Source organism: Mucilaginibacter sp. (genome assembly GCF_041660805.1).
Taxonomy (GTDB): Bacteria; Bacteroidota; Bacteroidia; order Sphingobacteriales; family Sphingobacteriaceae; genus Mucilaginibacter.
This window is the reverse complement of the sequence record NZ_JBAZVP010000003.1, coordinates 126,875-147,824: the sequence shown is the minus strand read 5'-3', so window position 1 is coordinate 147,824 and position 20,950 is coordinate 126,875. Positions and strand designations below refer to the sequence as shown.

Here is a 20,950-nt window from a genome sequence, read left to right as displayed (position 1 = left end):
GTCCGGAAGTTGACCGGTACCCGTCCTTTCGGGTGGGATCTTTTGGCCGGCTTTTATGATCAAGTGCTATTACCATGCTGAAGAAAACTATTTTAAGCTGTCCGGATTTGTCGTTATGGATACCCGTATAAAAAGGCTGTCTGCCGGGGGCATGCTGGTCGCTTTAGGTATCATTTTTGGCGACATCGGGACATCCCCGTTATATGTTTTCCAAACCCTGCTGGAAGAAGGCGGCCGGATCAACCAGGCTTTTGTTTTAGGATCGATCTCCTGTATCTTCTGGACGCTGACGCTCCAAACGACATTCAAATATGTTTTTATCACCCTGCAGGCGGACAACCAGGGGGAAGGCGGCATCTTTTCGCTGTATACCATTGTCAGGCACCATGGCAACTGGCTGGCGATCCCGGCCATCATCGGCGCCGCCACTATGCTGGCTGACGGAATTATAACCCCGCCCATTTCCGTTACCTCGGCCATCGAAGGCCTGCATTTGGTGAATGGCTTGTCGAAAATTATAACGCCCGGTAATCACAACGTCATGCTGATAGTCACGGGCATTCTGTTCCTGTTGTTTTTTGTACAGCAATTTGGTACCCGTCGAATAGGCTCTGCCTTCGGACCCGTCATGTTATTGTGGTTCCTGATGCTGGGCACCTGCGGTTTTTGTCAGCTGTTCCGGGCCCCGGGGATCATGAAAGCTTTAAATCCCTATTACGGGATCAGCTTATTGATAGAGCACCCGCGCGGCGTTTTTCTGCTGGGTGCGGTATTCCTTTGTACGACCGGGGCTGAGGCGCTGTATTCCGACCTCGGGCACTGCGGAAAGAAGAATATTCAGTTCAGCTGGCTGTTTGTCAAAGCGAGCCTGCTGTTAAATTATCTTGGGCAGGGCGCCTGGGTTTTGTTGCAACCGGCCTCCAAAGACTTCAGTAATGTAAGCCCTTTTTTTCAGATTGTTCCCCATTCCGTGCTATTGCCTGCGATCATCCTGGCGATGTGTGCCACGATCATCGCAAGCCAGGCTTTGATAACCGGCTCGTTTACGCTGATCAATGAGGCCATCTCCCTGGGGTTCTGGCCCAGCATCAAAATTAAATATCCGACCGATATCCGCGGACAGGTCTATATCCCGGCGATCAACTGGTTTTTGTGTGCCGGCTGCATAGCGGTGATGCTGCATTTCAGGACATCGTCGGCCATGACCGCCGCCTACGGTTTCTCCATAACGATCGCCATGCTCATGACAACGATTCTGATGTACTATTTTATGCGGGATGTGAAACGCTGGCCTCACTGGATAGTCATTCTCATATTAAGCGTATTCCTCTGCATTGAATTTTCCTTTTTTGTCGCTAACGCCATCAAGCTATCGAAGCTGTTGTTCTTCCTCCTGTTTGAACTGGCGCTAATCGGCATCATGTACATTTGGTTCCGGGCCAGCCGGATCAAGAACAAGCTGTTGAAATATGTAAACCTCAATGACCAGCTTTCTTCCCTGAGCGATCTGAGCAAGGATCAGGACGTCGCCAAATTTGCAACCCACGTCGTTTATCTGACCAGGGCTTGCATCAACACGAAGCAGATCGAACAAAGTATCATCTATTCCATCCTGATCAGGAATCCTAAGCGGGCCGATGTCTACTGGTTCATACATGTTGAAAAGGCGGATGAGCCTTATACCATGGAATATACGATCAGCGAAGTAAGCATGGATAAAGTCATCAGGATAGACTTCCGGCTGGGCTTCCGGGTTCAGCCCCGGATAAATGTGCTCTTCCGGAACGTTATTGAAAATATGGTGCGGGAGGGGAAACTGAACATCAGCAGCAGGTATCCCTCGCTGAAGAAACACCACCTGATGGCGGATTTTCAATTCGTGATCCTGGAGAAATTCCTTTCCAACAATAACGACCTTAACACCTGGGAAAAGTTCATGCTCAATTGTTATTTCAACCTTAAGAAATTTGCCCAGACCGAACAGGAGGCTTTTGGGCTTGATACCAGCGAAACGAAGGTGGAATTTCTGCCTTTGGTCTTTAAACCACTAAAGGTCCATCTGACCTGCGTCCCGGAACCGAACACAGCTATTTAAGATGAAATGAAAACTAACCTGGATCTGCAACAATTTTACGAACATACTTATAGCTGGCTGATCAGCTATGTTCCGCGTTTTATCATCGGCATGTTCATCCTGCTTGGCGGCCTCTGGCTGGTCAGGGTCCTGATGAATCAACTGCTCCTGAAAATGCACGCCAAAGAGATCGACCCTACGCTCAAGCCTTTCCTGATGAGCATGCTTGGGATCGCTTTAAGGATCTCCCTTATTATCGGGGTAATGGAGATCATGGGCATCCAAACCACGCTCTTTGCCACGTTACTCGGGACATTCGGCGTCGCGGTCGGTTTGGCATTGTCGGGTACTTTACAAAACTTTGCCAGCGGCATCCTGATCTTGTTATTGAAACCTTTTGCGGTAGACGACCAGATCAACACGAAAGGTATCGAAGGCACCGTGACATCTATCCAGATCTTTTATACGATCCTGACCACCTTCGACAACCTGGTCGTGATCGTTCCGAACAGCCAGCTTTCCAATCAGGTGATCACCAATATGAGCCGTCAGCTCACCCGCCGCCTTGATATCAGCTACCAGGTGCCGAACAATATCGATGCGGGCGACCTGACCCGGGTGATCAGCCAAACCCTGGAAAAATGCGGGCAATGTCTTAAATCGCCCGCGGTACGTATCGGCATAGGAGAATTACTGCCAGAAGGCTACGCTTTAAGCATTAGTGTTTGGACAAATGCCGCCAATTTTTACGAAAATAAGCTTTTGATCCAGGGCATGCTGCTGCAGGCCATAAAAGATGCGGGTATCAAGATACCAGGAATGTAAAGGATAGACTCCGTAGCTCCATAAATTCAGGCCAACACCTATGACAGAGATCATATACATATTAGAAATCGATACCGACGTTTCTGCTTTAATGCAGTCTGTGCTGGAAGACCTGGGCTATGAGGTGGTTACCGAAAGTATCGGCTCGTCCATGTTGAATTTCGAAAGGCCGAGGGCTGACCTGATCTTTCTCGATTACCGGATCGTTAAAAATCACCCGGAGGTTTGCCGCAGGCTTAAGGATGATCCCCTGACCGAACTTTGTCCTATTATCGTAACGACGACGGAATACCAGCCCGAAAAGCTTCTGCCATCGCTGATGGCTGACGACGTCTTATCAAAGCCTTTCGGTTTGGATGAACTGGTGGCAAAGGTGCTGTACTGGTTAACAAAAGCCCGGGAATAACAAATAAATCCCCCGGTCATTTGTCGGCCCGCCCATACGATATAAAAAAGTAAGTTAACTTTGTTATTAACCATCACATCGCGCTGATATATGATCATTAGAAAAAAAGAACATTGGTTTAAGATGCTGTTTGTCTGGCATGGCTCCGTACTACCCAGGATATTGCCGCGACTGTCCCTGCTCTTTCTACTATCGCTCATTGTGGTTTATCTCCACGGTATTATCTTCTCGTTTAAGATCCCCCTGAACCCGACGCCGTTGACTTTGTTTGGTTTTGTGCTGGCTCTTTTTCTGGGATTCCGCAATAACGTCAGCTATGACCGTTTTTGGGAAGGACGCAAACTTTGGGGCGCATTGCTTAACGATACCCGCTCGCTGGCCCGCCAGGCGCTGACGCTGCCTGAAAAACCGGGCGAACTGGAAAGCGCCAGGCCGTTCGTGCTGCTGCTTATCGCTTTTACCTATGCTTTAAAGCATCAGCTAAGGCATACGGACCCGTCGGGAGACCTGCAAAAACGCTTAAACGGGGAGCAGTTTGCATTGATCAAAGAGGCCCGGTTTAAACCGATCCTGATCATGAAGCTGATGGCACAATGGGTACAGCAAGCGCGTCAGGAAAAGAGATTGGATACGATTCAACAGTCCTGCTTCGATCAGAACTTTGATAAATTATCAGATATCGTCGGCGGCTGCGAACGGATCCAGTCTACACCGATGCCCTATTCCTACCGTGTCCTGCTACACCGTACGATCTATTTATATTGTTTTTTATTACCGTTCGGGCTGGTAGACAGCCTGCAATGGCTTACGCCTTTTCTTGTCGTTTTCATAGCTTACACCTTCGTTGCTTTTGAAGCAATTGCTGATGAGATCGAACAGCCATTTGGAAAAGAACCCAATGATCTTGCCCTGAATGCGATGTGCCGCATGATCGAATCCACATTACTGGAAATGATCGGTGAAAACCTGCCCGATGCAAAAATGAAGGATGGGGCGGTCATCGACTAAGCCCAGTCGTGTCAGGACGAGAAATCGTCCAGCATGTCAAACGAAGGCACAAAAAACATCGTCCCGGTTTTTGCCGTACTGAAATCGAGTATCCGGTCATAATTCCCTTCCGGGATCCCGATGAACATACTGTTCAGCATTTTCTGTACGGTAGAAAAGGTGCTCGCATAGGCGATAAAATAGGTACCCATATCGTTGGTAGACATGTTTCCGAACGGCATGTTATCCCGGACAATTTTGAAATCGTCGCCGACGTTAGCCAGTGCGCTATGTGAATTAGATGGCTTCACATCATCGGCCATTTCAATGTCGTTTTCCTTTGATCTTCCGATTACCTTTTCCTGGGCTTCCGTGGACAACCCTTTCCAGGCACTCAGGTTGTGCATGTATTTCTGCACGAAAAGATAACTGCCGCCCTTGTAAGCGGGATCGTCATCGCCCACAATGGCGAAGAATTCCCGGTCTATCCCATGCGGGTTTTCGGTACCGTCAACAAAACCTAAAATAGACCGGCTATCCCAATAACGGAAACCATGAATCTCTTCGGCACAGTCTGCTACCGGTGTCAGGATCCCGGCTATCGCTGCCGCCATATCATAACAGATACTTGCATTATCCGCCCTGATGTGCAAATGCAGGTCGCCCCGGGTCGCTACGGCAGTATGTTTTGAGCCTGTAACCGGGGCAAAATTCACCAGTTCTTTGGGTAATGGGATAGGAAGGCCGAGTCGTAGCCAGGCGTCATGTCCGATCCCGAGGACGCAGCTTGCCCGTGATACCGGGAAGCGGACATTGGCGGAGTTATTCAAATTAATGACCAGTTTACAAAGCCGGTTGAACTGATCTTTGACCTGGATATCCGCTTTAAAATTCCACACGAGGAAAATGGTGTTATTATTGGTATAGTCCGTTACGTTCTGTGAATCTGGTGTCATTAGGTGCGATTAGATGATGATGAAAATAAAACCGGCCCGCGGAAAATCCACGGAACTGTTTGATATGATAAATATAGACAAGAAAAATATATAATTAGAAAAAGGGAAGGCCGGATCAGTGCGTCCCCTTCACCGCATTTTTTTCATCGAAACTGATCCGCCAGTTGACGCCGAACTGATCAACAACCGATCCGAAGTAAGCGCCCCAAAAGGTATCCGCAAGCGGCTGCGATACCTGGCCGTATTGAGAAAGCTTATCAAAAATGGTTTGTGCTTCCTGTTTGCTGCCGGTCGAGACAGAAACAGCGAAATTGTTTCCCTGCACCAGCGAATCGCCATATTCATCCCCGGCGTCACATCCCATCAGCACCGTATTCCCTATCGGCAGGGCAATGTGCAGGATTTTATGCATATCACTCTGCGACACGACATAACCTTCGCTGGGCGGGATCGTATTGAACCGGGACAGGTGCGTAAATTCACCCCCAAAGGTAGCTTTGTAAACCGCAAATGCTTCTTCACAGAGGCCGTCAAATGTCAGATAGGTGCTTGCTGTTGCCATTGATTTATCTTTTTATTGTCTCGTGTACAACTTCCGTTCAAATTTAATTTATAAGGCAAACCATTTATGCTTTAAATGAAGTAATAAATGATATTCGATATCATTATCACGATTTGCGATAGCTATTGACTACGGGTACAATTTTCTTAGGAGCTATATTGGTAACTCAGGAGCGGGGTGTATTACCTGAGGGGTAATAGCGCTTTCTTCCCCTAAATTTTAACTGAATGTGGATACCATTTATCGGTACGTAAACACGGCACCTATGAGGAAAAACAACCGTAATAAAAAAACAACCGACCCTGATCCATATAAAAGCCCGCCTGATGAACCTGAAGAATCACCGGGTTATGGTTATGCGAAATACAGCGGGCTTGGTATCCAGATGCTCGTTATTATCGGGGCATTTGCTTATGGCGGTTACCGGATAGATAAAGCCGCCCATCACAGTATCCAGTGGGTTACCTGTATCCTGTCACTGGCAGGTGTTTTTATCGCGATCTACCTGGTCATTGCTTCCCTGAAAAAAGACAGACCATGAATAAACGGTCGGGAAATAAAAGACCAGAACACGTCACCGGTTAAGCCGGCTGGCTTTAATAAACTTAATACGATCATAAAGAAAGATGGAAGTAAGCAGTCAACCGATTCAAACCCTGGCGATCGATACCGTGAGGGTACTGGCAGCCGATGCCGTGCAACAGGCAAACTCCGGGCACCCGGGTACGGCTATGGCGCTCGCCCCGGTCGCCAGTATCCTGTGGACATCATTCATGAATTATGACCCCTTTAACCCCCACTGGGCAAACCGGGACCGTTTTGTCCTGTCTAATGGCCATGCCTGTATTCTCCAGTACGCTATGCTTTATCTGACGGGTTATGATCTTACCCTGGATGACCTCAAAGCATTCCGCCAGTTGAACAGCAAAACCCCGGGACACCCGGAATATGGCCTGACGCCGGGAATTGAGGTGACCACGGGGCCCTTGGGGCAGGGTTTTGCCAATAGCGTTGGCTTTGCGATCGGACAAAAGCACCCGGCTGCCCGCTACAATAAGCCGGGCTTTGAGCTATTTAATTACAGGATATTCTGTATCTGCGGGGACGGTGATATGATGGAGGGGGTAACGTCAGAAGCGGCCTCCTTTGCCGGTCAGCTGGAATTGGGCAATATGATCTGCATTTATGACGATAACCATATTACCATCGAAGGGGATACCGATCTTGCTTTTACTGAAGATGTCGGTAAAAGGTTTGAAGCTTATAACTGGCACGTCCAAACAGTAGCCGACGGCAATGACCTGCCGGCTATCGCCGAAGCTGTGCGGACCGCGATCGGGGAAACCAGCCGCCCCTCCCTGATCCGGCTGCGTACCCAGATTGGCTATGGTAGCCCTAATAAGGTCAATACGGCTGCCGCACATGGCTCGCCGATGGGAGCCGGTGAATTAAAACTCGTTAAGCAGTTCTTCGGCTTTGACACGGAGCAATCTTTTGTGGTACCCTGGGAGGTATTGAAATATTATCGTGATGCCGGTACAAAAGGAACTGGCCGGGAAAAGCAATGGAATGATCTTTTTAAATCCTATAAAGAAAATTTTCCGGACTTAGCCGCGGAATATGAGCTGTTCAGCGGTGGCGGCTTGCCCAAAGGATGGGAAGCTGACCTGCCGGTATTCGAGCCGAACGAAAAAGGGATGGCCACCCGGGCTGCCTCCGGACAGGTACTCAATGCGATCGCAGAGCGCTTACCCGCCCTTATTGGCGGCGCTGCTGATCTTTCTCCATCCACCGATACGATCTTAAAGGATTACTATTCCTTTAATGCGGAACACCGGGAGGGCCGTAACTTTCATTTCGGCATCCGTGAACATGCGATGGGGAGCGCGCTCAACGGCATGGCATTGACCCGGGGTTTGATACCTTACGGCGCGACGTTCCTGATCTTTTCTGAATATATGCGCCCCCCGATCCGGCTGGCGGCCATCATGGAGATACGGCCTATATACGTATTTACCCACGACAGTATCGGCCTGGGCGAGGATGGCACTACGCATCAGCCCGTGGAACAATTGATCTCTTTGCGCTCCATTCCCAACCTGACCGTGATCAGGCCGGCAGATGCCAACGAAACAGCCCAGGCCTGGCGCGTCGCTTTGCAGCGCGACAATGGCCCGGTTGCACTGATACTGACCCGCCAGAATATTCCGATCATCGACCAGGCCAAATATGGCCATGCCGATGGTCTTGAAAAGGGGGCCTATATACTTTCGGAAGCGCAGGCTTTCCCGGATATTATCCTGATGGCTTCCGGCTCCGAGGTCGCCCTGATCCTGGAGGCACAGGTCAGATTGCAACTGGAAGGCATTGCTGCCAGGGTGGTAAGCATGCCCTCCTGGGAATTATTTGATGAACAGGACAACGCTTACCGGGAGCAGGTATTACCGAAAACCGTCAGGAAACGCCTGGCAGTCGAAATGGGTTCCCCGCTCGGATGGCGTGAATATGTTAGCGACGAAGGTGCCGTACTGGCTATGTCGACCTTTGGCAGGTCCGCCCCGGCGGCTAATCTGTACGAAGAATACGGTTTTACCGTGGAGAATGTCATCCGGAGAGCAAAAGCGCTGTTAGAGGTCATTTAGTTTATTTTTTACATCCCCTAATCAATGAACCATGAGTAAAATAGAAGTTAAAAAAGAAGCGAAATACGATTTTGGATTGATCGGGCTTGGGGCCATGGGAATGAACTTACTTCTTAACATGGGCGATCACGGCATCAGTGCAACAGGCTATGACACCGACCCCGCCAAGTGCGAATTATTGGATCAGGAAGGTAAGCGCACCCATCTTAAAGGCTTCCATGATATAACAGCATTTGTTGCCGGTTTAAAAAAACCACGGGCCATCATCATGCTGGTACCCGCCGGCAAAATTGTAGATGATGTGATCGCGGAACTGGCTTTCCTGTTGGAAAGAGGGGATATCCTGATCGATGCCGGCAATTCCTATTTTAAAGATACCGAGCGCCGCTCAAAAGAGCTGTCGGCGAAGGGTTTTCATTTTATAGGCATGGGTATTTCCGGTGGTGAAGAGGGCGCACGCAGGGGACCGAGCCTGATGCCTGGCGGCGACAGGGAGGCTTTTGATGTGATCAAACCTGTTCTAACAGCAATTGCGGCGAAAGTTGACCGCACGCCTTGCGTGGCCTACATTGGCCCGGGGGCGTCGGGCCATTTTGTAAAGATGGTCCATAATGGTATTGAATATGGTTTGATGCAGCTGATCGCGGAAACTTATGAGATACTGAAAAAGGGACTTCATATGAATAACGAGGTCATAGGCGCGCTCTTTAATAAGTGGAATACCGGCAGGCTGGGATCATTTTTACTGGAGATTACTGCCTATATTTTCACGTACAAGGAAAGCGGGCAGCAACATTTTCTGTTAGATGAAATAAAAGATGAGGCCAGGGGAAAAGGGACGGGGAAGTGGACCTCGCAGGTTGCCATGGACCTGGAAGTACCCGTTCCGACGATCGATATCGCGGTGTCTATGCGTGATCTTTCCAGGTATAAAAATTTAAGGGAACAGGCAGCAGAACTTTATAATGAGCCGGCCAGGCTTGGCCTTGTCCCGGTCGGCTTTTTGAACGCGTTGGAAGAAGCTTTTTATATCTCGATGATGATGACCTACGCGCAGGGTATGCATTTACTGGCCAAAGCTTCCGAAATCTATGGGTATAAACTCGACCTTGGCGAGATAGCCCGGATCTGGCGGGGCGGCTGTATCATCAGGTCGGCATTTCTAAGCGATGTCGCCAAAGCTTACCAGGCAGAACCCGCGCTCCCTCACCTGTTACTCGATAAACATATACAACGCCTGGTCGCGAACGCTGAAACAGGTGCACGGAAAGTGTTGTCCGCAACGGTCACTGCCGGTATTGCCACGCCGGCCTATGCCGCATCAATAAGTTATTTTGATGCTTTCAGGAGCCAGCGGATGCCCGCCAACCTGATCCAGGCGCAACGTGACCTTTTCGGCGCACATACTTATGAACGGACCGGACAAACAGGCGTTTTCCATACCCAATGGGTAATAGAAGAAGAACGCGATCATCGGCTTATTTAGTTGACGGCCAAAAGTTAAATGCGATCAGTTGATGGATGAATAGTCAGTTAAAAAAGAAAATATGCTGCCAAAAACAGATTTTACAAAAACCCCGGCTTACGAAAAGTTGGCTAAACATTATAAAAAGATTTCAATAAAGCACATGAGGGAACTCTTTGCATCAGACCGGGATCGCTTTCAAAAATACACCCTGGTCTTCAATGATATCTTGCTCGATTACTCGAAAAACCGCATGGATGATGAAACCCTGGCGCTGCTGGTACAGCTCGCACGGGATTGTTCCCTGGACACGGCGATCCGGGAGATGTTCACCGGGGAGAAAATAAACCTGACGGAAAACAGGCCGGTACTGCATATCGCTTTACGCAACCGCAGCAACACGCCGATCTTCGTAGATGGGAAGGACGTCATGCCGGAGGTCAACCGGGTGCTTGACCAGATGAAGCATTTTAGCGAAGCTATCATTTCAGGAACCTGGAAAGGGTTTACCGGCAAAGCCATCACGGATGTCGTTAACATCGGTATCGGCGGCTCGGACCTGGGGCCGGTTATGGTAACCGAAGCCCTCAGGCCCTATAAAAATCACCTGTCCATGCACTTCGTCTCTAACGTAGACGGAACGCACCTGGTGGAAACGCTGAAAGGCCTGGACCCGGAAACCACGCTGTTTCTGATCGCATCCAAAACCTTTACGACGCAGGAAACCATGAGCAACGCCCACAGTGCGCGGGAATGGTTCCTGAAAAGCGGGGCAACAGAAACGGATGTGGCCAGCCATTTTGCGGCATTGTCAACCAATGCTGCCGGCGTGGCGAAATTCGGGATCGATACGGAAAACATGTTTGAGTTCTGGGATTGGGTAGGCGGGCGCTATTCGCTATGGAGCGCGATCGGCCTTCCGATCGTGCTAAGCATCGGTTATGATAATTTTATTGAGCTATTGAGCGGCGCGCACGAGACGGACGAATATTTCAGGTACGCTGACTTTGAAGAAAATATACCCGTAATCCTTGCGCTGATCGGTATCTGGTACAACAATTTTTTTGATGCGCAAACCATCGCCATCCTGCCTTATGATCAATACCTGCATCGTTTCGCCGCTTATTTTCAGCAAGGCGACATGGAAAGTAACGGTAAACATGTCAGCCGCAACGGGGAGCCGGTCGACTATTCCACCGGTCCCGTTGTCTGGGGGGAGCCGGGAACCAACGGCCAGCACGCATTTTACCAGTTGATCCACCAGGGTACAAAATTGGTTCCCTGCGATTTCATCGCCCCGGCACGATCGCATAACCCGCTGGGCGAGCATCATGAAATGTTGCTTTCCAATTTCTTTGCCCAGACGGAGGCGTTAATGAACGGTAAAACCACTGTTGAGGTCGTTAACGACATGATAAAAGCAGGCGTCCTGGATGATCAAATCGAAAAAATAGCGCCGTTCAGGCAATTCGACGGGAACAGGCCAACGAACTCATTCCTGCTGAAAAAAATTACGCCGCGAACTTTAGGGTCCCTGATCGCCATGTATGAACATAAGATATTTGTGCAGGGTATCATCTGGAATATCTACAGTTTTGACCAGTGGGGTGTTGAACTCGGGAAGCAACTGGCCGGGAAAATTCTGCCTGAACTAACGAATGCAGGTGAAGTTAACAGCCACGATGCATCAACCAATGGGCTGATCAATCAATACAAGGCCTGGAAATAGCGCAGAAGCATTTTCGGGTGACCTTTTAGAGCGTTTCCCAATTTAAAATACTTAATTCATCCTATAAATTTAAATCCTTTAAACCACACTTTACAATGGCAATCACTCCAAAAAACTGGTTTCAAAAGCACAATGACTCCATGACCTTCGGCGAACGTTTGGCCGATTCCGTAGCAACCGGCATGGGTTCATGGCGGTTCATTATCATTCAGACCATCATTGTCGCCCTATGGATGACGCTTAACGTTATCGCGATCATCTATCACTGGGATCCCTACCCGTACATTTTATTGAACCTGCTGTTCTCGACCCAGGCCGCCTATGCTGCACCGATCATCATGATGGCACAGAATCGCCAGAGTGACCGCGACCGTGTTAAGGCTGATGAGGATTTTAAAACCAATGTCGAGGCAAAAAAAGATATCGAGAACCTGCAGATACGTCTAAACAAGATCGATGTAGATAAACTGGATAAGATCCTGGCCCTGCTCGAAAAAATGGATCAAAGATCAACTGGCTAAGCAGGAGGACTAATTGTCCTCTTATTTTATTTCATCCTGCATTAGGATCATTCTTCTGAACATTTAATCGCATCCGGTTAAAAGCATAACTTCTCAAAACGATCTGACAAACATTTACGCCTTGTTCTTGCTCAAATTGGTGAGGTGGGTTAGCATATTTATTAAAAGTAATCAGATTAAATTATTTAATTTGCTGATTGTCCCTATTCTGTTTTAATAAACCAATTTAAGATGTCCTCCGGACGTATGAAAAATTCAGCAAATGATTCAGAACTTTGGAAACTTTTCAGAGAAGGCGACTCCCTGGCATATACAAAACTGGTGGAAACATATTCACGGTCGCTCTATGACTATGGATACCGAATTGTTCCGGATAAAGATTTTATTAAAGATTGTTTGCAGGATGTTTTTATGGAACTGTGGAATAGGCGTATCCGGATCAATGATACGGCCTCTGTTAAAAACTACCTGTTTAAAGCCATAAGGCTCCGTATTTTCAGACAGCAATCCAAATGGTCGCTTCCGGAGCAAATTTCTGAAGATTATCATTTCAGGTTTGAAATTGACACTGAAGCCAGCTGGATCGAAAATGATGAAACGGACAGCACCCTGAAAAGGCTCAATACAATTCTTCATACGCTTCCTGCCCGTCAGCGGGAAATTATATACCTTAGGTTTTATGAAAACCTGGAATTTGAGACCATAGCCCAAATCCTGAACATCAGTAAACAATCCATTTACAACTCCCTTCAGAAATCATTCAAAAAATTCAGAGCTGAATGGTTAATACAGCTTATTATGCTCCTGTTGACATGTCAGGTCAGAAATTTCTGAATTAAATATTCAGTTGATTTACAGTAGTTTATGTTTTATCATTAAATATTGTTGATTTTTTTAAAAAAATCAGGGGTAGATTTCTTGTTTTCAGGAATATATAAGTTAGAGAACCATATATAAACTTTTTTTCATGACCGATTATGCCAAATATGAAGTGGAAGACTTCATGACTGACGACTTTTTTATTGAATGGGTGATTGGTGGTTCCGTTGAATCCAACCAGTTTTGGGAAGAATGGCTTGCTATACATCCGGACCGCGGGTTAATTGTGACTAAAGCAGGCCAGCTGATCAGGAGTATGGCCTTTAAACCCAATGAAGAACAACTATCATCGGCTGAGATACGGTCTATGGCAGAGCAGCTCGGCGCATATGCCATGAATGGAAAAACGCGGGTATACTCCATGCGGCCATTTAAAAGGTCGTGGTTGGGTTATGCTGCCGCAATCATATCTATATTTATTTGTATTACTTTGCTTTTTACTCAAAACAAGACTGCCGTCTCCACGTCGGAAATCGTGGATTTAACGAAAAAGAATGCGTTACAGCAGGTAAACAACCATACGGCGCTGCCTAAATATATCCTACTGGCAGATGGCAGTTCTGTTATTTTGAAAAAAAATTCCAGTCTTACTTACCCCCTGACATTTGCCGGTAAAAACAGAGAAGTCAAACTTATCGGTGAGGCTTTTTTTGAGGTGAGTAAGGATGCCGCCCACCCTTTTTATGTACACAGTGGAAAGATGCTGATAAAAGTATTGGGAACCAGTTTTACGGTGATTGCCGGTAAGGAGCTTAAAGTTGTGGTAAACACCGGTAGGGTTAGGGTATCAAAGGATAAAGACCAAACCATTGGTTCAATAAGAACGGATAGTACGGCTGTCGTGCTGGTTGCTAACCAACTGGCAACCTACCAACCTGTTAAGGATGAGTTTAAAAAACAGATGTTAAGCACACCGCTCATGCTTTCCCCTGAAATTGCTGATAAAGAATTCAATTTTCATGATGCAGAGTTTAGTATGGTGATAGCCAAGCTCACCAAGGCTTATGGTGTGTCAATTGTGTATGATGCAAAAAAAATGGGACACTGCCTGATAACGGCCTCTTTATCAAAATACCATTTTGATGAGAAATTGAATTATATCTGTAAAGCATTAAACGCCCGTTATACCATTACAGACGACAATATCAGGATTGATGGAGAAGGCTGCAAGGAACAATAAACCAATTATATAAACCCTTAAATGAAAAATTATGAAAAGATTTTATACCTGAGTTAAATAGATAGAACCGGTAATATTCGACCACTACCGGCTCTATTATGCAGCCCCAAAATGATTGGAATCCATTATTAGCAACCCTTAAAAAGGATTGTCAGGGGCTTTTTGTGTCCAGTTAATAATTTATTACTAACCTATTTCAAATATATGAATAAAAAAGCTTTACTCGTAAAAATCATGCGTATAACATTTTTACAGTTTTTTATCATGTTTGCCTTAATAGGTAGTGTGATTGCCCATGATGGAAAGGCGCAGTCACTGCTACAGCTTAAAGTATCCGTAAATGCAAAAAACACAGAATTAGACCTTATATTAAGTAATATAGAACGGAATTATGGAGTGACTTTCATCTATAGTTCGCCGCTGATTGGTGCTAACCGGCTGGTTACCATTGATGCAACGGAAAAGCCGCTTCCCGAAATCCTTACACAACTTTTAACACCCTTAAAACTGATGTATGAAATAGAAAAGGATGCGGTTATTATTAAAAAAGCACCTGATCATATTTTATCAGTTGTTTTACCCACCCGTATGGTCACCGGCAAAGTTACTGGTATAAACGGGGAGCCTTTCCCGGGGGTGAATGTTAAGGTTAAAGGAACTACTACTGGCATAATAACAGATAACCAGGGACTGTATTCGATTAGTATCGACAATAACAATGCTGTACTGGTATTTAGTTTTATCGGGTTTAAAACCGAAGAACGTGCCGTAAACCGGCAAACGATAATTAATGTGATACTTACAGAACAGTCTAATAATCTGAACGAAGTGGTAGTAGTTGGTTATGGACAGGTCAAGCGTAAAGATCTTACGGGTAGTGTTGGTTCGGTGAATATTGCAGACCTGAATAAGGCCCCTGTGCGTTCTTTTGATGAGGCTTTAGCCGGAAGGATCGCCGGCGTGCAGGTATCTTCTAATGACGGACAGCCCGGCGCACCTTATAACATTGTCATCAGGGGTAACAATTCACTTACCCAGGATAATTCACCTTTATATGTAGTTGATGGCTTTCCAATTGAGGGGGCTGACAATAATGCCATTAATCCTGCTGACATCGAATCGATAGATGTACTTAAAGATGCTTCAGCCACCGCTATTTATGGTGCCAGGGGCGCCAACGGCGTGATCATTATCACCACAAAACGAGGTAAATCACGAACGCCCGTTGTGAGTTTTGATGCGTTTTATGGTGTTAATCAAACAACAAAACAACAGGCGGTACTAAGTCCCTATGAATTTGTAAAGCTGATGAAGGAAACTTTTTCAGCATATACCGATTCCACTTATTTACGAAATACCACCCTGGATGCTTATAACAATGTTAATGCTATCAATTGGCAGGATCAGGTACTGCGCAATGCTCCTTTTCAAAATTATAGCATGGCGTTAAGAGGTGGAAGCAATGGGTCAAATTATTCGGTTTCCCTCTCATCCTTAAACCAGAATGGAGTTGTTATTGGTTCCGGTTTTAAACGTTATCAGGGACGGCTGGTAATAGACCAGAAAGTTAGTAATAAACTTAAAGTCGGCATGAATGTTAATTTTGCTTATACTAAATCCTATGGTTTGGTAATTAGTTCGTTTGGGGGCAATGATCGTTCAAATGCTTATCTTTCAAGTGTATGGGGGTACCGGCCCATTGCCGGTTCAGCGGCAGATCCTTTATTGGATAATGAAACTGATGCCCTGATCAATTCAGACCTGGATCCCTCTGTCAATACAACCAGTGATTACCGTTATAATCCAGTTTCTACTGCCAGCAATACCCTGAACGACCGTTTTTCTAACGCTTTATTTGCCAATACCTACCTTCAATATGCAATAACTTCAGATTTGTCCATAAAAGTAAGCGGAGGGGTGAACCGGACAACCAATAAAGCGAATGTCTTTTATAACAGCCATACCCGCCAGGGAGATATCAGGGTTGGCGGAACCGGGCCTTATGGCTCTGTAACGAATGTAGAAACCAACAATTATTTAAACGAAAACACCCTGAATTACCGGAAGGCCTTCAAACGTCATCAGTTGGATATACTGGGAGGTATAACCTTGCAGGAACAGGATCAAACCACAAACGGTTTTACCAGCGGTACCTTACCTAATGAAGGTCTGGGTATCAGTGGTCTTGATGAAGGAACGCCTTCCGGCGTGAGGTCCTCCATCTCCAATAATACTTTATTTTCATTTTTAGGCAGGGCAAACTATAATTACAATTCAACTTATTACTTTACAGCCACCTATCGCGCCGATGGCAGTTCCAAGTTCGCCCCTGTGAATCACTGGAGTTACTTCCCGTCGGGAGCGGTTTCCTGGCGATTGACCAACGAAAAGTTCATGAAAGAACTGCCGGTTATCAGTGATGCCAAGTTACGGGCGAGTTATGGAATTACCGGAAATAACCGGGTTTCCGACTTCCCTTATTTGTCAACGATAACCCTTCCTACGGGTAACAATTACTCTTTTGCGGGATCTTACGTCAGTGGCGCGAGCCTTGCCTCACTGGGGAATAAGGACCTGAAATGGGAAACAACCGCTCAAACTGACATTGGCACCGATATCGAGCTTTTGAGGGGAAGAGTTGCTTTGACGGTGGATTATTATGATAAACGCACTTCTAATCTGTTATTGAATGCAGCTTTACCAGGCTCTACAGGATACATTTCCGCATTTGCTAACATCGGAAAAGTGAAGAACAGCGGCTGGGAATTCTCTTTAAATACAGTAAATATGAAAACGGGAGGTTTTATCTGGAGCAGTAGTTTCAATATTTCTTTCAATAAAAGTAAAGTATTGGAATTGGTGGACGGCCAGGAAAGTCTGCTTTCTTCCGTTCCCTGGTCAAAGAATGGCTATGGTTCTGCGCCGGCCTACATCGCTAAAATTGGTCAACCGGTATCCCTGATGTATGGCTATGTATTTGATGGTCTCTATCAGTACACTGATTTTGTTAAAACAGCTGCCGGAACTTATGTACTCCGGGATGCTGTCCCCAATAATGGAAGTGCCAGAAGTGCCATACAACCAGGCTATATCAAGTATAAGGATCTTAATGGAGACGGGGTACTGGATTCAAAAGATCAAACGATCATAGGAAATCCGAATCCTGTTCATACCGGCGGTTTTTCAAACAATTTCAGTTACAAAGGTTTCGACTTGAATGTGTTTTTTCAATGGTCTTACGGTAATCAGATCATGAATGCCAATCGATATACTCTTGAAGGGGAACTGGCCATCAACAGGAACCAGTTTGCTTCTTACGCAAACCGTTGGACGCCAGAGAACCAAAATATGTTAATACCGGTTGTAAGAGGGAACGGTCCCCTGGTTTATTCCTCCAGGGTAATTGAGGATGGTTCGTATCTGCGATTAAAGACCGCTCAATTGGGCTACTCCCTTCCGAATAGGCTAATAAAAAAAATGAGCATAAAAAGTTTCAGGATTTATGTGTCGGGTCAGAACCTGATTACATGGACCGGATATACCGGGCTTGATCCTGAAGTATCCGCTTATAATTCTGCGCTTACCCCCGGATTTGACTACTCTGCCTACCCAAGAGCGAGAACGATTACGCTGGGGTTGAACATGACATTGTAACCATTAATAAACTAATTCAAAACATGAAAAAGGTTCATTATAAAATATTCATAATCTTCATTACGCTATTTGTAATGCAGTCCTGTAAGAAAATTCTGAATACCAAACCAGCTGATTTTCTGACGCCTTCACAATATTATCAAACCGCCAGCCAGTTAAATATCGCCTTGAACGGCATATATGATGAATTGGGCAGCCAGAATCTGTATGGGCAGGGATGGTGGAACCAGATCAATGGCGGCACAGATATTGAATTCTGGCGTAATAATACCGCTGTTCCGACTACCACCAGCACAAGAATTTACAATGAAAATAGCTCTGATGCCTGGGTAACCGGCGCCTGGAATACGCTGTATGAAGGTATAAACAGGGCAAACTCCCTGTTGGATGCCATAGATGCTTCACCCGTGGATGTTCCCACGAAGTCGCCGATAAAAGCGCAGGCGCAGTTTCTGAGGGGTTATTACTACTTTCTGCTGGTATCCAACTGGGGGGGTGTCCCTCTAAGGTTGCATGCAACAACTTCAGTTAGTGATGCGAATCTTCCAAGATCAACGATCGCAGCAGTATATGCCCAGGTATTAAGCGATATGACCGCCGCTGAAGCAGGATTACCTACCATGACACAATGGGGGGCCGGCGGCAGCGGCCGGGTATCTAAAACCACGGCTGAGGGAATTCTTGCACGTGTTTGTCTGACAATGGCGGGTGTTCCCCTCAAAGATGTTTCCAAATATCAGGACGCGAAAGACTGGGCATCAAAAGTGATTAATTCTGGTTTGCACACCCTGAACCCGGATTACCGGCAGATATTCATCAATCAAACAGCCGATATCTATGAGCCTAAAGAATCCATGTGGGAAGTAGAGTTTACTTTTGATCCTACGAATGCCCATCAGGAATTTGGCAGTGTCGGATATGCCAACGGTCTCAAATGTAACGACATCCCTTATGGGTTTGCCTCCGGGGATGCAGGGATTACGAGGAAATTGTATGATCTGGGCAATGTAATACCCAATGATTTGAGAAGGGACTGGAACACTGCGCCTTTTAATCTGACCGGAACGAGCCCTAATGTGAATAAGGCACCTATTGCTTCCACTTCAAACTATAATTTATGGGTTCGTTACCCCGGTAAATGGCGAAGAGAATTTGAAGTGGTTTTGCCAAAAAGCAAAACGCTTACCGGGACCAATTTCCCTATCTTAAGGTATGCAGACGTGCTGCTGATGTATGCTGAGGCGGAGAATGAATTAAATGGCCCGACTGCTGCTGCTTATGGCGCTATTAATAAAGTGAGGGAACGCGCACAGGGAACCGGCTTCCGGATCAGCGGTTTTACGGTTACCAATGGTGGTTCAGGTTATACCTCGGCACCTGCGGTTACCATCTCATCACCTACGTCGGGAAATGGGGCCACAGCTTCTGCAACCGTATCCGGCGGAAAGATTACCGCCCTGGCCCTTAGCCCCACGAACCTCGGCGGAGCTTTTTATACTACCGCACCCACTATTACCTTTACGGGCGGCACTGGTTCGGGGGCACTGGCGACAGCTATACTAACTGCTATTAATCCCTCAGGTGCGGATCTGGCGGCCGGCCTGACTAAAGATACTTTCCGGGCTGCACTACAAGATGAGCGGGCAAGGGAATTATGCATGGAGGGATTAAGACGGCCCGATCTGATCCGGTGGGATCTATTGCTTTCCAGTTTAAAAGCATTAACCAATGATCCCAATATCAGCGCCGCTACTAATCCAACATTTACCTATGCGGGCCTGTCCGGATTAAATGCCGGCACCAAGGACATGTTTTTACCGGTACCTGTCAGTGAACTGACCCTGAATAAATCCTTTGGCGCTCAGAACCCGGGATTTTAACCACTAAATAAAAGTCAACATGAAAGTATTATATTATATTTTATCAATCTGCATAATTTCTTTGGTTGCCTGTAATAAAGACAGGATTTCCACAGTTAATTCACCCAATTTTGAGGTGGCCGCAAATAAGCTGTCCGTTAAAGCAGGAGATACCATAAGATTCAATTTTTCGGGGAATACGGATTTTATTACTTTTTACTCCGGGGAAACGGGTCATAAATATACCAATATCAGTCGCACGATTATTGATAATGGTAAACCGACCCTTCAGTTTTTCACTTATGCGAGCACAGTCGGAACACAAGCTAATTCTTTAAAAATATTAGCTTCTACTGATTTTACCGGAGTTTACGATACCCTGAATGCCAGTATTAAGAATGCTACCTGGATAGACCTCACCAGCCGGGCCGTTCTATCAACCGGAACTGATAATACCAGCTCGGGTGTTATCGATATTTCGGATATCAATCCTTCAAAAAAGACCCTGTATTTTGCTTTTAAAAAGCATGATGACAATTCGGCCTCTTTAAAACCCTATGCCTGGACTATCAGGAGCTTTGCGGTAAACCTTTTTTCTCCTGCTGACAGTACTACTTACTCCATTGCAAGCCTGGCCAACGCTGGCTGGTATGCCACGGATATTTTAAATCCAACCTATAAATGGAGCATAACAGGTTCTGTCCTGACCATAGGTGGGGGAAGTATAAATACCGCGGAAAATGATGATTGGGTGATTACTAGTCCATTAAATATCTATAGTGTTCCTCCCGATGTAGGCGTTGCCATAAAAAGCATAGACGCACGATTAAGCGCATATACCTATGTGTTTAAAACAAGCGGCACTTATAGAATGACCTTTGTGGCATCGAATCAAAATATTAACGAAAAAAAACAGGTAATAAAAGAAATGACAGTCATTGTGGCTAAATAACATTGGAATGATTGGCCATTAAAAGATCATGCTGGCCAGATCTCCAACTAAAAGGAAGTGTTCATTCCCATGAAGGTATTATTATTTATAGTGTGATGTTGATGCAACAGTTTCCTGTCGGTAATTGATGCATCACAGAAAGCTTGTCAAGATAATTTCTGTCAATTTCAATTAGCTAAGTCAAATAGAATGATGCAGTTCCCCGAATATTTTCAATATCCATCCTTGAAAAACTCAGGCTACATCCAATAATCGTTAC

General features: G+C 46.2%; 16 protein-coding genes. 14 read left to right on the top strand and 2 right to left on the bottom strand.

Annotation, left to right across the window (positions count from 1 at the left end):
• Window positions 1-115: 115 nt before the first annotated feature.
• The 4 genes from WC743_RS06010 to WC743_RS05995 all read left to right on the top strand — a co-directional run bounded on the left by WC743_RS06010 (window position 116) and on the right by WC743_RS05995 (window position 4,313).
• Complete coding sequence (locus tag WC743_RS06010) at window positions 116-2,095, top strand: KUP/HAK/KT family potassium transporter (protein WP_373010947.1); 1,980 nt, start codon at window positions 116-118, stop codon at window positions 2,093-2,095.
• 6 nt (window positions 2,096-2,101) lie between these two features.
• Window positions 2,102-2,899, top strand: coding sequence for a mechanosensitive ion channel family protein (locus WC743_RS06005; RefSeq protein ID WP_373010946.1), 798 nt, complete (start codon window positions 2,102-2,104; stop codon window positions 2,897-2,899).
• A 40-nt stretch (window positions 2,900-2,939) separates the two neighbouring features.
• A complete protein-coding gene (locus WC743_RS06000) occupies window positions 2,940-3,305 on the top strand; it encodes a two-component system response regulator (RefSeq protein WP_373010945.1) in 366 nt (121 codons plus the stop codon).
• A 90-nt stretch (window positions 3,306-3,395) separates the two neighbouring features.
• Entirely contained in the window at window positions 3,396-4,313 is a 918-nt protein-coding gene (locus tag WC743_RS05995) for a bestrophin family protein (protein ID WP_373010944.1), read from the top strand.
• Window positions 4,314-4,324: 11 nt separating this feature from the next.
• Here the strand turns inward: WC743_RS05995 and WC743_RS05990 are convergent, their stop codons facing one another.
• Together WC743_RS05990 and WC743_RS05985 are read right to left on the bottom strand one after the other, a co-directional pair.
• A complete protein-coding gene (locus tag WC743_RS05990; RefSeq protein WP_373010943.1) occupies window positions 4,325-5,248 on the bottom strand; it encodes a Dyp-type peroxidase in 924 nt (307 codons plus the stop codon).
• A 115-nt stretch (window positions 5,249-5,363) separates the two neighbouring features.
• Window positions 5,364-5,810, bottom strand: a complete 447-nt coding sequence (locus tag WC743_RS05985) for a VOC family protein (RefSeq protein WP_373010942.1) — start codon at window positions 5,808-5,810, stop codon at window positions 5,364-5,366.
• A 265-nt stretch (window positions 5,811-6,075) separates the two neighbouring features.
• On the opposite strand from WC743_RS05985, the gene WC743_RS05980 reads away from it, so the two are divergent.
• The 10 genes from WC743_RS05980 to WC743_RS05935 all read left to right on the top strand — a co-directional run bounded on the left by WC743_RS05980 (window position 6,076) and on the right by WC743_RS05935 (window position 20,691).
• A complete protein-coding gene (locus WC743_RS05980; protein WP_373010941.1) occupies window positions 6,076-6,351 on the top strand; it encodes an AtpZ/AtpI family protein in 276 nt (91 codons plus the stop codon).
• Window positions 6,352-6,436: 85 nt separating this feature from the next.
• Window positions 6,437-8,452: a transketolase gene (tkt, locus tag WC743_RS05975; RefSeq protein ID WP_373010940.1), complete on the top strand. Its 2,016-nt coding sequence runs from the start codon at window positions 6,437-6,439 to the stop codon at window positions 8,450-8,452.
• A gap of 31 nt (window positions 8,453-8,483) precedes the next feature.
• Complete coding sequence (gene gndA, locus WC743_RS05970; protein ID WP_373010938.1) at window positions 8,484-9,938, top strand: NADP-dependent phosphogluconate dehydrogenase; 1,455 nt, start codon at window positions 8,484-8,486, stop codon at window positions 9,936-9,938.
• Between the two features lie 61 nt (window positions 9,939-9,999).
• The gene (gene pgi / locus WC743_RS05965) at window positions 10,000-11,646 is read left to right on the top strand and encodes a glucose-6-phosphate isomerase (protein ID WP_373010937.1); all 1,647 of its coding nucleotides are present in this window, start codon (window positions 10,000-10,002) and stop codon (window positions 11,644-11,646) included.
• 95 nt (window positions 11,647-11,741) lie between these two features.
• Complete coding sequence (locus WC743_RS05960; protein WP_373010936.1) at window positions 11,742-12,167, top strand: DUF1003 domain-containing protein; 426 nt, start codon at window positions 11,742-11,744, stop codon at window positions 12,165-12,167.
• Window positions 12,168-12,413: 246 nt separating this feature from the next.
• Window positions 12,414-13,001 (top strand): RNA polymerase sigma factor, encoded by a 588-nt coding sequence (locus WC743_RS05955; RefSeq protein WP_373010935.1) that lies wholly within the window; start codon window positions 12,414-12,416, stop codon window positions 12,999-13,001.
• A 133-nt stretch (window positions 13,002-13,134) separates the two neighbouring features.
• Window positions 13,135-14,226 carry a FecR family protein gene (locus WC743_RS05950; RefSeq protein ID WP_373010934.1) on the top strand — a complete coding sequence of 364 codons (1,092 nt, stop codon included), beginning with the start codon at window positions 13,135-13,137 and terminating at the stop codon, window positions 14,224-14,226.
• 204 nt (window positions 14,227-14,430) lie between these two features.
• Window positions 14,431-17,880 (top strand): SusC/RagA family TonB-linked outer membrane protein, encoded by a 3,450-nt coding sequence (locus tag WC743_RS05945; RefSeq protein WP_373010933.1) that lies wholly within the window; start codon window positions 14,431-14,433, stop codon window positions 17,878-17,880.
• Between the two features lie 23 nt (window positions 17,881-17,903).
• Window positions 17,904-19,760 (top strand): RagB/SusD family nutrient uptake outer membrane protein, encoded by a 1,857-nt coding sequence (locus tag WC743_RS05940; RefSeq protein ID WP_373010932.1) that lies wholly within the window; start codon window positions 17,904-17,906, stop codon window positions 19,758-19,760.
• A 19-nt stretch (window positions 19,761-19,779) separates the two neighbouring features.
• The gene (locus tag WC743_RS05935; RefSeq protein WP_373010931.1) at window positions 19,780-20,691 is read left to right on the top strand and encodes a DUF5017 domain-containing protein; all 912 of its coding nucleotides are present in this window, start codon (window positions 19,780-19,782) and stop codon (window positions 20,689-20,691) included.
• Window positions 20,692-20,950 lie beyond the last annotated feature (259 nt).

What these genes read in the sequence shown, in the direction of transcription:
- WC743_RS06010 (WP_373010947.1), top strand. Translation starts at nt 116, where the DNA reads ATGGATACCCGTATAAAAAGGCTGTCTGCCGGGGGCATGCTGGTCGCT.
- WC743_RS06005 (WP_373010946.1), top strand. Translation starts at nt 2,102, where the DNA reads ATGAAAACTAACCTGGATCTGCAACAATTTTACGAACATACTTATAGC.
- WC743_RS06000 (WP_373010945.1), top strand. Translation starts at nt 2,940, where the DNA reads ATGACAGAGATCATATACATATTAGAAATCGATACCGACGTTTCTGCT.
- WC743_RS05995 (WP_373010944.1), top strand. Translation starts at nt 3,396, where the DNA reads ATGATCATTAGAAAAAAAGAACATTGGTTTAAGATGCTGTTTGTCTGG.
- WC743_RS05990 (WP_373010943.1), bottom strand. Translation starts at nt 5,248, where the DNA reads ATGACACCAGATTCACAGAACGTAACGGACTATACCAATAATAACACC.
- WC743_RS05985 (WP_373010942.1), bottom strand. Translation starts at nt 5,810, where the DNA reads ATGGCAACAGCAAGCACCTATCTGACATTTGACGGCCTCTGTGAAGAA.
- WC743_RS05980 (WP_373010941.1), top strand. Translation starts at nt 6,076, where the DNA reads ATGAGGAAAAACAACCGTAATAAAAAAACAACCGACCCTGATCCATAT.
- tkt (WP_373010940.1), top strand. Translation starts at nt 6,437, where the DNA reads ATGGAAGTAAGCAGTCAACCGATTCAAACCCTGGCGATCGATACCGTG.
- gndA (WP_373010938.1), top strand. Translation starts at nt 8,484, where the DNA reads ATGAGTAAAATAGAAGTTAAAAAAGAAGCGAAATACGATTTTGGATTG.
- pgi (WP_373010937.1), top strand. Translation starts at nt 10,000, where the DNA reads ATGCTGCCAAAAACAGATTTTACAAAAACCCCGGCTTACGAAAAGTTG.
- WC743_RS05960 (WP_373010936.1), top strand. Translation starts at nt 11,742, where the DNA reads ATGGCAATCACTCCAAAAAACTGGTTTCAAAAGCACAATGACTCCATG.
- WC743_RS05955 (WP_373010935.1), top strand. Translation starts at nt 12,414, where the DNA reads ATGAAAAATTCAGCAAATGATTCAGAACTTTGGAAACTTTTCAGAGAA.
- WC743_RS05950 (WP_373010934.1), top strand. Translation starts at nt 13,135, where the DNA reads ATGACCGATTATGCCAAATATGAAGTGGAAGACTTCATGACTGACGAC.
- WC743_RS05945 (WP_373010933.1), top strand. Translation starts at nt 14,431, where the DNA reads ATGAATAAAAAAGCTTTACTCGTAAAAATCATGCGTATAACATTTTTA.
- WC743_RS05940 (WP_373010932.1), top strand. Translation starts at nt 17,904, where the DNA reads ATGAAAAAGGTTCATTATAAAATATTCATAATCTTCATTACGCTATTT.
- WC743_RS05935 (WP_373010931.1), top strand. Translation starts at nt 19,780, where the DNA reads ATGAAAGTATTATATTATATTTTATCAATCTGCATAATTTCTTTGGTT.